This window comes from Mesorhizobium sp. WSM3879, assembly GCF_002294915.1.
In the GTDB taxonomy this organism is placed as follows: Bacteria; Pseudomonadota; Alphaproteobacteria; order Rhizobiales; family Rhizobiaceae; genus Mesorhizobium.
Genome location: NZ_NSFZ01000007.1, coordinates 213,188 through 226,743, shown reverse-complemented (window position 1 = coordinate 226,743; position 13,556 = coordinate 213,188). Strand labels below are relative to the sequence as shown.

The window sequence follows — 13,556 nt, the reverse complement described above, 5'->3', positions numbered from 1 at the left end:
CAAAGCCCGAAGGGTTCGCATGCCGATCTTCATCGACCGCCGCCTGAATCCGAAGGACAAGAGCCTGAGCAATCGCCAGCGCTTCCTGAAGCGCGCTCGGGAAGAGCTCAAGCGCAGCATCCGCGACCATGTCCGGACAGGCCGCATCGCCGAGGTCGACCGCGAGCATGCCGTGCCGATGCCCCGCAAAGGCACAAGCGAACCGACCTTCAGCGACGCCAGGGACAGTGGGCAGCGCCAGCACATACTGCCCGGCAACAAATCGTTCAGTCCCGGTGATCTGATACCCAAGCCTGGCGGCGGCGGCACTGGCTCTTCGGCGCCGGGAACCACGCAATCCGAGGATGACTTTCGTTTCGTGCTGTCGCGCGAGGAAGTGCTCGACCTCTTCTTCGAAGATCTCGAACTGCCCGATCTGGTCAAGCTCAATCTCAAGCAGATACTGAGCTTCAAGCCAAGACGGGCGGGCTTCACGGCAAGCGGGGCGCCGACCAATGTCAATGTCGGACGCACCATGCGAAACAGCCACGGCCGCCGCATCGCGCTCAGGCGTCCCAAGCAGGCGGAGCTGGACGCCATCTCAACGCAGATCGCCGAGTTGGAAGCGAGGCCGCCAACCGAGGCAACGCGCGAACGCATCGCTGCTCTGCGCGAGGAAGTTGATCGGCTTGAACGCCGGCGCAGGCGGATCGCCTATGTCGATCCGGTCGACATTCGGTTCAACCGCTTCGACCCCCAGCCGGTGCCGAATGCCAGCGCCGTCATGTTTTGCCTGATGGACGTGTCGGGATCGATGGGAGAGCGCGAGAAGGATCTGGCCAAACGGTTTTTCGTGCTGCTGCATCTGTTCCTGACGCGGCGCTACGAAAGGACGGACATCGTTTTCATCCGCCACACCCATGAGGCCAAGGAGGTGGATGAGCACACCTTCTTCTACCACACCGAGAGCGGCGGTACCGTCGTCTCGACGGCGCTCGAGGAAATGCACCGCATCATAGAGCAGCGCTATCCGGTCGCGGAATGGAATATCTATGCCGCTCAGGCTTCCGACGGCGACAACTTCGCCACCGATTCCGAGCGCTGCATAGAACTCCTCGACCGCAAGCTCATGCGCCTGTGCCAGTATTTCGCCTATGTGGAAATCATCGACGAACGCGAAAGCCACATTTTCGGCTCCACCGAGAACGGAACATCGCTCTGGCGCGCCTACAACGCGGTCGACGGAAAGTGGCCGAATTTCCAGATGAGGCGCATCGCGGCTCCCGCCGATATCTATCCGGTCTTTCGCGAGCTCTTCGCAAGGCAGCCTAGTCTGCGCAAGAGTGCGTGAGGCGGATGGGACATAGGCCGATGGTCAATCAGGCGCGCAAATCCGAACTGTTGTTTTCCGGGTCGGACTGGGATTTTGCGAAACTGTCTCGGGTCTACGACGAGATCGAGGCGATCGGGATCGAAGAGCTTCACCTGGACATCTATCCGGTGCAGATGGAGGTCATTTCCTCCGAGCAGATGCTCGACGCTTATTCCTCGGTCGGCATGCCGCTGATGTATCGGCATTGGTCGTTCGGCAAGCATTTCCTCTACAACGAGCTTCTCTACCGCAAGGGCGCGCGCGGTTTGGCCTATGAACTGGTCATCAACTCCAACCCTTGCATCGTCTACCTCATGGAAGAAAACACCATGGCCTTGCAGGCCCTGGTGACCGCCCATGCCGCGCTTGGCCACAACCATTTCTTCAAAAACAATCATCTCTTCCGGCAATGGACGGACGCCGGAGGCATCCTGAGCTATCTGGACTTCGCCAAGGGCTACATCGCCCGATGCGAGGAACGGCACGGACTGCAGGCCGTGGAGGCGGTGCTTGATGCCGCCCACGCGCTGATGGAGCAAGGCGTGTTCCGCTACCATCGGCCGCCGAAGCTGTCGTCGGAACAGCAGCGCGAAGGTCTTCGCGAGCGCCTCGAATATGAGGAGCGTTCCTACAATGATTTGTGGCGTACTCTGCCGACCGCGCAGGACAAGAACAAGCCGGAGGCAGGGGACGAAAGCTTGGCCGAGCGGAAGAAATCGCTCAATCTGCCCGAGGAGAACCTGCTCTACTTCCTCGAGAAGAACAGCCTGGTGCTTGAGCCCTGGCAGCGCGAGATCATCAGGATCGTGCGTGTGATCGCGCAATATTTTTACCCGCAGCGGCAAACCCAGGTGATGAACGAAGGCTGCGCCACTTTCGTCCACTACACCCTGATGAACATGCTTTTCGATCGCGGCCGCATCAGCGAAGGCGCCATGCTCGAGATCTTGCGAAACCATTCGAACGTGGTTTTCCAGCCGGCCTATGACGATCCGCGTTATTCCGGCATCAATCCCTATGCGCTGGGCCTCGGCATGATGCAGGACATCCAGCGCATCTCGACCGAGCCGACCGCAGAGGATCGCGACTGGTTTCCGGACATCGCCGGCCGCGGCGACTGGCGCGACACCTTGCTCGATGCCTGGGCCAACCACCGTGACGAATCCTTCATCCGCCAGTATCTGAGCCCCGCTTTGATCCGGAAATGGCGGCTCTTCGTGCTGGCCGACGGCGCCGACGAGCCGCATTACGAGGTCGCCTCGATCCATAATGAGCGCGGCTACAGCAAGATACGGTCCGCGCTGGCCCGAAGCTACGATGTGGGGGCGAGCCGGCCCGACATCCAGGTGGTCGACGTGGATCTTCTGGGAGACCGGCATTTGCGGCTGCAGCACAAGGTCAAGGACGGCATCCAGCTAGAGGACGAAAGCCGCGACGCGACCTTGCGCCACATCCGGAGCCTTTGGGGTTATGACGTCAGCCTGGCGGCAATGGATGCCGAAACCGGCGCCGTGCTCAGCGAGCGCTCGACCAAGGAACTCTGAGCACCGGAGACGCAGGAAGCCGCCCTTTGCAGGCCGGTCTCACCTGAAGATCGGCACACCCTAACCTTCGCCGGCGGGCCGGATCCTCAACCTTGCTATGCGGTTCTTGTCGCGCTTCATCACCACGAAACGCTTGCCGTGGAGGGTGAAGGCCTGCTTCTCATCTGGGATCGTCTGCGTCTCGTGGATGACCAGGCCGGCGATCGTCGTCGCCTCCTCGTCCGGCAGATCCCAGTCGAGCGCCCGATTGAGGTCGCGAATCGCCACCGTGCCGTCGACGACGACCGAGCCGTCGGCCTCCTGCTTGACGCCTTGCATGTCGACATCGTGCTCGTCCGCGATCTCGCCGACGATCTCCTCGATGATGTCTTCCAGCGTCACCAGCCCTTCCATCTCGCCATACTCGTCGACGACGATGGCGAAATGCGCCTTGCGCCGCAGGAAGGCGTTGAGCTGATCCTGCAAGGTGGTGGTGTCGGGCACGAACCATGGCTTCGACGCGATCTTTGTCACGTCGATCTTGGAAAAGTCGTTGCCGACCTCGTTGAGCGCCCGCAGCAGATCCTTGGCATGCAGCACGCCGACGATGTTGTCGAGCGAGCCTTTCCAGAGCGGCATGCGGGTATGCGGGCTCTGCAGAATCTCGCGCACCACCATTTCCGGCGGATCGTCGGCGTTGACCGAGCGCATGTTGGTGCGGTGGACCATCACGTCCGAAACCTCGAGCTCCTCGAGTTCGAAAAGCGCGCCCAGCCGGTTGCGATCCTCGCGCGCCTGCCCGTTGCGGCGGGTCTCGTCGCCGTTCTCGTCCGGCTCATCCTGCTCGGGCTCCGTCCGTTCGATCGGCCGCAGACTGTAGCCGAGCGCCGCGAAGAGCCGCGTGCGCAAGAGAAACGCCAGCACGATCACGGCGGCAAGGACGGCTGCGGCGATCCAGCCGAAGTCGATCATCCGGGATGGCTCGCCTTGAGGAAGGACAGCACTTCGGAGGGCGGCACGTCCTTGGCGATAAAGGCCTGGCCGACGCCACGCGTCAGGATGAAGGTAAGCGCGCCGCGCGACACCTTCTTGTCCTGGGTGATGAAGCCAAGCAGCGTCTCGGCATCCGGCAGTTGGCCCGCTATGTCGGCCATCCGCCAGGGCAGGCCGACGGCGCGAAGGTGCGCCTCGACGCGCTCCGCGTCGTCCGGGCTCGCCAGATTGAGGCGCGCGGAGAAGCGGTGCGCCAGCGCCATGCCGATCGCGACCCCCTCGCCATGGACGAGACGGGCACCGTCATAATTCGTCGCGGCTTCGAGAGCATGCCCGAATGTGTGGCCGAGATTGAGCAGCGCCCGGTCGCCGGTCTCGAACTCGTCGCGGGCGACCACATCGGCCTTGGCGCGGCAAGCCTCGGCGATGGCTTCGGTCCGCTCCGGGCCGCCGGCGAACACCTTTTGCCAATTCTCCTCCAGCCAAGCGAAGAAGCCGGGACGGTCGATCAGCCCGTATTTGGCGAGCTCGGCATAGCCGGCGCGGAATTCGCGGATCGGCAAAGTGTCGAGCACGCCGGTGTCGGCAAGCACCAGTTTTGGCTGGTTGAAGACCCCGACCAGGTTCTTGCCGCGCGCGCTGTTGATGCCGGTCTTGCCGCCGACGGATGAATCGACCTGCGCCAGCAGCGATGTCGGCACCTGCACGAAGTTCATCCCGCGCCGCACGATGCCGGCGGCGAAGCCGGCAAGATCGCCGATGACGCCCCCGCCAAGTGCCACGACGACGTCGCGCCGTTCGAGCTTGGCGGCGAGCACGCCGTCGACGACCTCCTCGAGGTGGGTGAAGCTCTTGGTCTTTTCGCCGGCCGGCAGGGTGATGACGGCGGCCTCGATGCCGCCTTTTTCCAGGCCGGCCTGCAGCGTTTCGAGATGCGCTGCGGCGACGTTCTCGTCGGTGACGATGGCCGCGCGCGTGCCGGGAAGGCGGCCTGCGATTTCGGTTCCTGAGCCGGAAAGCAGGCCGGGCCCGATAAGTATATCATAGGCACGGTCGCCGAGCCCGACCTCGACCTTCACCGGTTCGCTATGGCTCACGGCTCCACCTCGTCGTCGCTGGTGGCGATTGGCGCGATCCCGAGGTAAGCGCAAAGCGCGCATACCACCTCGCTGGCGATGACTTCCTTGCGGTCGTCACGGGTCGAAACCGTGAGGTCGGCGGTGGCATAGACCGGGTAGCGCTCGCCCATCAGCTTCTCCAGAACGCCGCGCGGATCCGGATTCTTCAACAGCGGCCGGTTCTGCTTTTTCGAAACCCGCTCCATCAGCAGATCGAGATCGGCCTTCAGCCAGACCGAGACGCCATGCGCATCGATCGACTCGCGCGTCTGCGCGTTCATGAAGGCGCCGCCGCCGGTGGAAAGCACCTGCGGGCCGTTTTCGAGCAGACGCAAGATCACGCGCTGCTCCAGCGCCCGGAACTCAGGTTCGCCATAACGCTCGAACAGCTCCGGCACGGTCATGCGCGATACGCTCTCGATCTCCTGGTCGCTGTCGATGAAGGGCAGGGAAAGCATCGTCGCCACCTTGCGGCCGATTGCGGTCTTGCCGGCGCCCATCAGGCCGACGAAGACGATCGAGCGGCTGCCGAGCCGCTCGAGCAGCGCGACACGGCCTTCGTCCGGCGGATTTGCTGGCAGCGCGTTCATGCGGAACCCTCTTTGCGCCGTATCGACATCAAAAGCCCGTTTGCGTCAAGCAGGCCGCCGCAGGCGGGCCAGATCGCCCCTCTTCCGTCGAGAAGCTTCCTCGACAAATCCTCTGCCCCAGCCCTTCGTCCTTGAATTGGCCGGAATGGCGTCCCATAAGGGCACAGGGTTTGGAATCGCAGAACAAGAAGACGGGCGAAGACTGAATGCCGACATTGTTTCGCTTTGTCGTGACGCTGGCGGTTCTTGCAGGCGTCGCTTATGGCGCGATGTTCGCGCTGGCGATGTTCGTGGAGCCGAAAAAGGCCGAAATGAGCGTGCGCATTCCCGCGGAAAAGCTCAATCCGAAGAAGAACTGACCCGGCCAAATGAACAGCGCGGCCCGCATCGAAGCCTTTCTGGAGATGATGAGCGCCGAGCGGGGTGCGGCCGAGAACACGCTTTCCTCCTACCGCCGCGACCTCGAAGACGCCTCCGAAGCTATCGGTGGCGGGCTGGCCGGAGCGGCAGCTGCCGACATCCGCGCCTATCTCGACGACATCGCGGCGCGTGGCTTTGCGCCGACCTCGCAGGCGCGCAAATTGTCGGCGATCCGCCAATTCTTCAAATTCCTCTATGCCGAGGGCCTGCGCGGCGACGACCCGACCGGCACGCTGGACAGCCCGAAGAAGGGCCGGCCGCTGCCGAAGACCATGACCGAGGCTGAGACGGGCCGCCTGATCGACCGCGCGGCCGAGGAGGCGGGCGGGGCCGCGCCCGACGGCGACCGGTTGGCGGCGCTGCGCCTGCACGCGCTGGTCGAGGTGCTCTATGCCACGGGCCTGCGCGTTTCCGAGCTTGTCGGTCTGCCGGTGACGGTGGCGCTGCGCGACGACCGTTTCTTCATGGTGCGCGGCAAGGGCGACAAGGAGCGCATGGTGCCGCTGTCGGCCAAGGCGCGCGCCGCGATGCGGGCGTGGCTTGCCGCCAGGGCGGAGGTGCCGGCCTATGCCGACAGCCCGTTCCTGTTCCCAGCCTCTTCCGACAGCGGTCATCTCTCCCGGCAGGTTTTCGCACGCGATCTCAAAGGCTTGGCGGCGCGAGCCGGCATCGCCGCGACCAAGATCTCGCCGCATGTCCTGCGCCACGCCTTCGCGAGCCATCTCCTGCAGAACGGTGCGGATCTCAGGGCCGTGCAGCAACTGCTTGGCCACGCCGATATCTCCACCACGCAGATCTACACTCATGTGCTGGAGGAGCGGCTGGTGCGGCTGGTCAACGATCATCATCCGCTTGCCGACTAGGCTTCATATCGCTATGTGAGGGCGACGTTCCACCGCCCGGAGCCAGCATTTCCAGGGTTCCGCCAGCCATTGCCTTCCGACGGATCGGTCCGCCCCAGCATGTATAATTACCTCGATTTCGAAAAGCCGGTGCAGGATCTGGAGCTCAAGATCCTTGAGCTGAAGAAGCTCGCGGAGAACGGCGAGGCGGTCGATGTCGCCGACGAGATCGGCAGGCTGGAGAAGCGTTCGCGCGATGCGCTGCGCGATCTCTACAAGGCGCTCACCCCTTGGCAGAAGGTCCAGGTGGCCCGCCATCCGGACCGGCCGCACTGCCTCGACTACATCAAGGGCTTGTTCAGCGATTTCACGCCGTTGGCCGGTGACCGCAATTTCGGCGACGACCAGGCGATCGTCGGCGGTTTTGCCCGTTTCCGCGGCGAGCCGGTGGCGGTGATCGGCCAGGAGAAGGGCTCCGACACGGCAAGCCGCATCAAGCACAATTTCGGTTCGGTACGGCCCGAGGGATACCGCAAGGCGGTTCGGCTGATGGAGCTTGCCGACCGCTTCAACATTCCGCTTTTGACGCTGGTCGACACCGCCGGCGCCTATCCCGGCGTCGGCGCCGAGGAGCGCGGCCAGGCCGAGGCCATTGCGCGCTCGACCTCAGCCTGCCTGGCGCTTAAGGTGCCGTCGATCTCGGTGGTCATCGGTGAAGGCGGCTCCGGCGGCGCCATCGCGATCGCCACCGCCAACCGTGTCTACATGTTGGAGCACGCCATCTATTCGGTGATCTCGCCCGAGGGCGCGGCCTCTATTCTTTGGCGCGACACCACCCGTTCCAAGGACGCGGCGACCAACATGAAGATCACCGCCCAGGATCTTCTCGAAATGAAGATCATCGATGCCATCGTACCCGAGCCGATGGGCGGCGCCCAGCGTGCGCCGGAAACGGTGATTGCCGCCACCGGCGACCTGATCGCCAAGACGATGAAGGACTTTGCCGGCGCCAACACCGATTTCCGCGAGCAGCGCCGCGAGAAGTATCTGGCGATGGGCCGCAGCCTTTAATGCATGTCGCGCAAAACTGTGCAGTGGTTTTGCGAAAACGACATGCATGAAAACAAAGCACGTGAGTCTGCCCCAGCGCCACCCGTTTAATTCGGCCGTTCGCCGCAACTATGGCGGCGATTAACAATTTCGCCACAAAAATGCCGCCGCATTCGGCTCAATGAAAATATCCGCGAGGGGTTGGCTATTGCTTGCGGTAAGGAATTTTCAAGGTTAACGGGCTTACGGTCCATTGGTGTTGAGCCTGCGGGCCGGCCATGCTGAGGCCGTTGGCCTGAGAGAAAAGACAAAGCCGTATCGATGTTTGCCAAGCTTGCCCGCACCGGAGTCCTTGTCGCCGCGATAGGCATCGCCGGCTGCAATGATTCGTCGATGAAGGATTTTGCGCCGGAGGCCAACAAGCCCCTGCCGGATAAGATCCTCGCCGACATGAAGGCCAAGGGCATGGTGCGCACCTCCTCGGTGATGGCGCGCATCTTCAAGGAAGAAGGCAAGCTGGAGATCTGGAAAGCCAAGACCAACGGCCGCTACGATCTCGTCGCCAGCTACGACATCTGCAAATGGTCGGGCAAGCTCGGCCCCAAATACACCGAGGGCGACCGCCAGGCGCCGGAAGGCTTCTACACGGTGCGTCCGTCGCAGATGAATCCGCGCTCGAACTACCATCTGTCCTTCAACATCGGCTATCCCAACGCCTACGACAGGGCCAACGGCCGCACCGGCTCCAATTTGATGGTGCACGGCGCCTGCTCCTCGTCCGGCTGCTATTCGATGACCGATGCCCAGATCGAGCAGATCTATGCTTTCGGCCGCGATGCCTTCCAGGGCGGCCAGACCGAGTTCCAGATCCAGGCCTTCCCGTTCCGCATGACCGCCGCCAATATGGCGCGCTACCGCAACGACCCGAACTACGAGTTCTGGAAGATGCTGAAGGTCGGCTACGACAATTTCGAAATCACCAAGGTCCCGCCGAAAGTCGACGTCTGCGAGAAGCGCTACGTCTTCAATCAAGTAGCGCCAGAAGGCACCACCTTCGACCCGACAGGCGCCTGCCCGGCAATGACACAGCCTGATTCGTTGAAAACGGCCTATGCCGACTACGAAAAGCGCTACGACGCCGCCTTCAACTCCGCGGTCAAGGGAAGCATACTACCGCCTAAGCCGGCCATCGCCGGCATCAAGGAAGCCAGCATCGTTTCCGACTGGTCCAAGCGCCGCGCCCGCGGCGAGCGTGTGCCGATCGACCCGCCGTCGATGAATGCCGACGGCTCGGTAACCGAGACGACGCGGATGGGCCGCATCGATTCCCCGCTCGGCCGCAAGATGGCCGCGCTCGACGCGGAGAAGGAGGCCAAGCGCAAGGCCGAGGAGCAGCGGCTTGCGGCGATCGAGGCGGCCAAGGCCGCCAAGGCGCAAGCGCAGGCTGAAAAGGCAGCCGCCAAGGCGCAGGCCCTGGCCGAAAAGGAAGCCGCCAAGCAGGCGGCTCAGCAGCCGGTGGTCACCGCAGGCGTCGAGGCGGCTTCCGCGCAACCGGCGCTGGAAACGCAGCAGGCGGCAAGTGCCGACGAAGGCACGGTCTCGAAGCTGAAGAAGAAACTGCTCGGCATGTTCGGCGGCTGAGATTTCTCGATCTTGGCCGGGTCCGCCGCTACCTACGATCTAAAGGGGCTGAACTGCCCGCTGCCGGTGCTGAAGGCACGCAAGCGTCTGGCCGCGATGCGGCCCGGCAGCCGTCTGTGGCTGGAAACCACCGACCCGCTGGCCGTGATCGACATTCCGGCCTTCTGCGCCGATGCCGGCCATCAGCTGATCGAGACGGCGGCGGTCGACGGCGGCCATCGCTTCCTGGTGGAGCGCGGCGGCGCGGCATAGGCCAATCGGACCTCTGGAGCTACAGCCCGGCGATCGCCAGCGGATTGGCCTCGAGCGCCGCCCGGTCGGGCGTGTCGATCGACGGCTTGTTGGTGAAGGCGGAAAACAGCCGCTGGACATAATCTTCCGGCATGTCGAGCGTGATCAGCACCAGCCGCGTGCCGCGCCGTCCGTCTCGCCATGACGGCAGCCTGGCCGGCGGATGCAGGATCTTCTGCACGCCGTGGATCACCAGCGGCCGTGACGGATCCTCCTGAAGTTCGATGACGCCCTTCATGCGCAGCAGTTTTTCGCCATGCGTGGAGCGCAACAAATCGAGGAACATCTCGATCGCCGAGAACGGCACCGGCCCGTCATGGACGAGCGAGTGGGAGCGCACGCGGCCGTCGTGGCGGTGATCATGATGATGGGGGTTGTGTTCATGACCGTCATCATGGTGGTGATGATCATGCGCCGCCTCCTCTCCGAGCCAGCGCCGCACGTCGGCGCTCTTGGTTTCGGGATTGTAGAGGCCGCAATCGAACAGCGACGCTGCCCCGGTAGCGGGGTCATTGACGTCGAGCAGGACCGCGCTCGGATTTATCTGATGAAGTCGCGCCCGCAGGGCCCCGGCGTCGCTTGCCTCGGCGAGATCGGTCTTGGTCAGCACGATGCGGTCGGCGACGGCCGCCTGCTTCACCGCCTCGACATGGTTATCGAGCGTGGCCGCCCCGTTGACGCCGTCGACCAGCGTGATGACGCCGTCGAGCCGGAGAGCCTGCACCAGCGCCGGATGCGCCATGATCGACTGCAGCACCGGTGTAGGATCGGCAAGGCCGGTGGTTTCGACCACGACGCGCGCCAGCCTGGCGATGCGTCCGGTCTGCAGCCGGTCGACGAGGTCGGCCAGCGTATCGACGAGTTCGCCGCGCACCGTGCAGCAAAGGCAGCCGTCGGAAAGCTGGATGATGCCGTCTGAGGCTTGCTCGACGAGCAGATGGTCGATCGCCACCTCGCCGAACTCGTTGATGATGACGGCCGTGTCGGCAAGCGCCGGATCCTTGAGCAGCCGGTTGAGCAGCGTCGTCTTGCCGGCCCCGAGAAAGCCGGTGAGCACCGAGACGGGTATGGGAAAGCCGCTGCGCCCGGTCATGGCGAGTTTGCCGCCTTGGCCGGCTGATCCCCCTGCGCTGCAGCGGCAGCGGTCGCGGCGGGTGTGGCGCCGGCCGGCAGAGGCTTGTCGGGCCGCCAGCTGGGCAGCGGCACATCGGCATAGTTCTGATCGGTCTGGTCGACGAAAGCCTTGGGCGCCGGCCCGGTGGCCCCGCCAAGGCCGACCGCGATCAACGTCGGGTGATCGAGTTTCACCTGATAGGGCGATTTGGCCTTGTCCTTGGCGGCGACGGCAGGCGCCGCCTCCGACTGCTGTTCCTTCGGCTTCTTCTTGCAGATCTCGTCCTGCAGGTCGTTGGGCGACAGCGTGTCGCCATATGGCTTGAGCGCCGCGAGCGTCGTCGACCCGGCCGCCGGCGCGTCAAAACCCTGGTCGAGCAGCTTCGCCGCCGCTTCGGCGCGGCTGATGGCGGATTTTTCGCCGAGCACCACGGCAACCAGTGTGCGGCCATCGCGCGTCGCCGAGCCGATCATGTTGAAGCCCGAGGAGCAGACGAAGCCGGTTTTCATACCGTCGGCGCCGGGATAGCGCCCGATCAGCAGATTGTAGTTCGGGATCGCCTTCTTTCCGACGGCAAGACCCTCGATGGAGAACCACGGCGCATATTGCGGGAAGTCGTTGCGAAGCGCCGTCACCAGGACGGCGAGGTCGCGCGCGGTCGTGTACTGGTCGGGCGAGAACAGCCCATTCGGGTTGACGAAATGCGTTCCGACCATGCCGAGCCTGGCGGCCTCGGCATTCATGCGGTCGGCGAAGGCGGCCTGCGATCCGCCGATGTTCTCGCCGACGGCCATGGCGATGTCGTTGGCCGACTTGACCAGCATCATCTTCAGCGCATTGTCGAGCCGCATGACCGATCCGGGCTTGAAGCCCATCTTGCTCGGCGGCTCGCCGGCCGAATGTTTCGTCACCTTAATCGGCGAATCGAGCGCCACCTCGCCGGCGGCGATCGCCCGGAACGCCACATAGGCCGTCATCAGCTTGCTCAGCGAGGCCGGATACCAGCGCTTGAAGGCGTCCTGATGCTCCAGCACCTTGCCGCTATTCAGGTCGAACAGCACCACCGGATTGGCGCGCGCAGTGCCGGAAAGCATCGGCAGCGCCAGCGCCCCCGCAAGCAATAGGTTGAGGAAATGCCTTTGCCGCATGATCAATTCCGAAATCGCCTCTTGCCGTAGTTGCCGCTGGCTCCGTAAGATTTCGCTGCGCGATGGCCAGCATACTGCGGACCGACCCTCGACTCCGGGCCGCATTATGCGGTGCTATTTACCCTATGTGACGTCAAAATGGCAAAGCGCCAGACGATCACACTTGCCGGGCAGCGGCCCTGAACTGCCTGCCCCAACAAAGAAATGGAACGATTATGCCAATTCTCAACCGTGCCGCGGAAATGCAGGAAGAAGTCGCGGGCTGGCGGCGCCATCTGCACCAGACGCCGGAACTGAACTTCGACGTTTTCCAGACCGCCGCCTTCGTCACCGCCAAGCTGCAGGCTTTCGGTTGCGACGAGGTTGTGACCGGCCTCGGCAAAACCGGCGTCGTCGGCATTATCCGCGGCCGCAAGGGCGAGGGTCCGGCCATCGGCCTGCGCGCCGACATGGACGCTTTGCCGATCAACGAGATCACCGGCAAGCCCTACGCGTCGAGCGTTCCCGGCAAAATGCATGCCTGCGGCCATGACGGCCACACCGCCATGCTGCTCGGCGCAGCCAAATATCTCGCCGAAACGCGCAATTTCGCCGGCTCCGTGGCGGTGATCTTCCAGCCCGCCGAGGAAGGCGGCGGCGGCGGCAACGAAATGGTCAAGGACGGCATGATGGACCGCTTCGGCATCTCGAAGGTGTTCGGCATGCATAACATGCCCGGCCTTCCCGTCGGCGAGTTCGCCATCAAGCCCGGCCCGATCATGGCGGCGACCGCCGAATTCACCATCACCGTCAAGGGGCATGGCGGCCATGCGGCGATGCCGCACGCCACGATCGACCCGATCGTCATTACCAGCCAATTGGTGAGCGCTTTGCAAACCATTGCCTCACGCAGCACCGATCCGGTCGAGGCCGTCGTCGTGTCGGTGACCAAATTCCATGCCGGCGATGCCTACAACGTCATACCGGAAAAAGCCGAGATCGCCGGCACGGTGCGCACGCTGAAAAAGGAAGTGGCCAGGAAAGCGGAAGAGAAAATCCGCGCCATTTGCGCTGGCCTCGCATCAGCCTTCGGCGCGACGATCGAGGTCGACTACGACCCCAACTATCCCGTCACTTTCAACCATCCGGAAGAGACGGCCTTCGCCAGCGATATTGCCGCCGGCGTCGCCGGCGACGCGAATGTCCACCGCGCCATCCAGCCGGTGATGGGCGGTGAGGATTTTTCCTACATGCTGGAAGCGCGCCCCGGCGCCTTCATCTTCATCGGCAACGGCGACACCGCCGGCCTTCACCATCCGGCCTATGACTTCAACGACGAGGTCATCCCGCACGGCATGAGCTATTGGGTGAGGTTGGCGGAGACGGCGCTGGCCGCCTGACCGCTTTGCCCGGAGGCGACCTTCCCGGCCGATTGGCGCCATGGAGCAAGGCGCGGCGCCGATCTGTCGGTAACGCCTCTTGGCGAACCGGCCCGA

Annotated in this window: 13 protein-coding genes; 8 read left to right on the top strand and 5 right to left on the bottom strand. The window is 63.8% G+C overall.

The window, feature by feature from the left end; all coding sequences use genetic code 11:
* Window positions 1-19 precede the first annotated feature (19 nt).
* Together CK218_RS18010 and CK218_RS18005 are read left to right on the top strand one after the other, a co-directional pair.
* Complete coding sequence (locus CK218_RS18010; RefSeq protein WP_095828426.1) at window positions 20-1,330, top strand: YeaH/YhbH family protein; 1,311 nt, start codon at window positions 20-22, stop codon at window positions 1,328-1,330.
* A 20-nt stretch (window positions 1,331-1,350) separates the two neighbouring features.
* A complete protein-coding gene (locus CK218_RS18005) occupies window positions 1,351-2,895 on the top strand; it encodes a SpoVR family protein (RefSeq protein WP_095824001.1) in 1,545 nt (514 codons plus the stop codon).
* Between the two features lie 60 nt (window positions 2,896-2,955).
* On the opposite strand, the gene CK218_RS18000 is transcribed toward CK218_RS18005, so the two are convergent.
* The 3 genes from CK218_RS18000 to CK218_RS17990 are packed head-to-tail and all read right to left on the bottom strand — an operon-like array spanning window position 2,956 to window position 5,575.
* On the bottom strand, window positions 2,956-3,846 hold the full coding sequence (locus CK218_RS18000; RefSeq protein WP_095828425.1) for a transporter associated domain-containing protein: 891 nt from the start codon (window positions 3,844-3,846) through the stop codon (window positions 2,956-2,958).
* Window positions 3,843-4,964: a 3-dehydroquinate synthase gene (gene aroB / locus CK218_RS17995; RefSeq protein ID WP_067319186.1), complete on the bottom strand. Its 1,122-nt coding sequence runs from the start codon at window positions 4,962-4,964 to the stop codon at window positions 3,843-3,845. The genes CK218_RS18000 and aroB overlap by 4 nt, the downstream gene beginning before the upstream one ends.
* Window positions 4,961-5,575 (bottom strand): shikimate kinase, encoded by a 615-nt coding sequence (locus tag CK218_RS17990; protein ID WP_095828424.1) that lies wholly within the window; start codon window positions 5,573-5,575, stop codon window positions 4,961-4,963. Before CK218_RS17990 ends, aroB begins: the two co-directional genes overlap by 4 nt.
* A gap of 206 nt (window positions 5,576-5,781) precedes the next feature.
* On the opposite strand from CK218_RS17990, the gene CK218_RS17985 reads away from it, so the two are divergent.
* The 5 genes from CK218_RS17985 (at window position 5,782) to CK218_RS17965 (ending at window position 9,780) form a co-directional block, all read left to right on the top strand.
* Window positions 5,782-5,934: a histidine kinase gene (locus CK218_RS17985; protein ID WP_066990358.1), complete on the top strand. Its 153-nt coding sequence runs from the start codon at window positions 5,782-5,784 to the stop codon at window positions 5,932-5,934.
* 9 nt (window positions 5,935-5,943) lie between these two features.
* Window positions 5,944-6,858: a site-specific tyrosine recombinase XerD gene (locus CK218_RS17980; protein WP_095828423.1), complete on the top strand. Its 915-nt coding sequence runs from the start codon at window positions 5,944-5,946 to the stop codon at window positions 6,856-6,858.
* A 99-nt stretch (window positions 6,859-6,957) separates the two neighbouring features.
* Window positions 6,958-7,908, top strand: a complete 951-nt coding sequence (locus CK218_RS17975; RefSeq protein WP_066990365.1) for an acetyl-CoA carboxylase carboxyltransferase subunit alpha — start codon at window positions 6,958-6,960, stop codon at window positions 7,906-7,908.
* A 300-nt stretch (window positions 7,909-8,208) separates the two neighbouring features.
* On the top strand, window positions 8,209-9,528 hold the full coding sequence (locus CK218_RS17970; RefSeq protein ID WP_066990368.1) for a murein L,D-transpeptidase family protein: 1,320 nt from the start codon (window positions 8,209-8,211) through the stop codon (window positions 9,526-9,528).
* 12 nt (window positions 9,529-9,540) lie between these two features.
* Window positions 9,541-9,780 carry a sulfurtransferase TusA family protein gene (locus tag CK218_RS17965; protein ID WP_066990371.1) on the top strand — a complete coding sequence of 80 codons (240 nt, stop codon included), beginning with the start codon at window positions 9,541-9,543 and terminating at the stop codon, window positions 9,778-9,780.
* Window positions 9,781-9,799: 19 nt separating this feature from the next.
* Here the strand turns inward: CK218_RS17965 and CK218_RS17960 are convergent, their stop codons facing one another.
* Both CK218_RS17960 and CK218_RS17955 read right to left on the bottom strand, forming a co-directional pair.
* Window positions 9,800-10,912, bottom strand: a complete 1,113-nt coding sequence (locus CK218_RS17960) for a GTP-binding protein (protein WP_095828422.1) — start codon at window positions 10,910-10,912, stop codon at window positions 9,800-9,802.
* On the bottom strand, window positions 10,909-12,081 hold the full coding sequence (locus CK218_RS17955; protein ID WP_095779385.1) for a D-alanyl-D-alanine carboxypeptidase family protein: 1,173 nt from the start codon (window positions 12,079-12,081) through the stop codon (window positions 10,909-10,911). Before CK218_RS17955 ends, CK218_RS17960 begins: the two co-directional genes overlap by 4 nt.
* 215 nt (window positions 12,082-12,296) lie before the next feature.
* Here CK218_RS17955 and CK218_RS17950 point away from each other — a divergent pair, with 215 nt between their 5' ends.
* Complete coding sequence (locus CK218_RS17950) at window positions 12,297-13,460, top strand: M20 aminoacylase family protein (protein ID WP_095779321.1); 1,164 nt, start codon at window positions 12,297-12,299, stop codon at window positions 13,458-13,460.
* Window positions 13,461-13,556 lie beyond the last annotated feature (96 nt).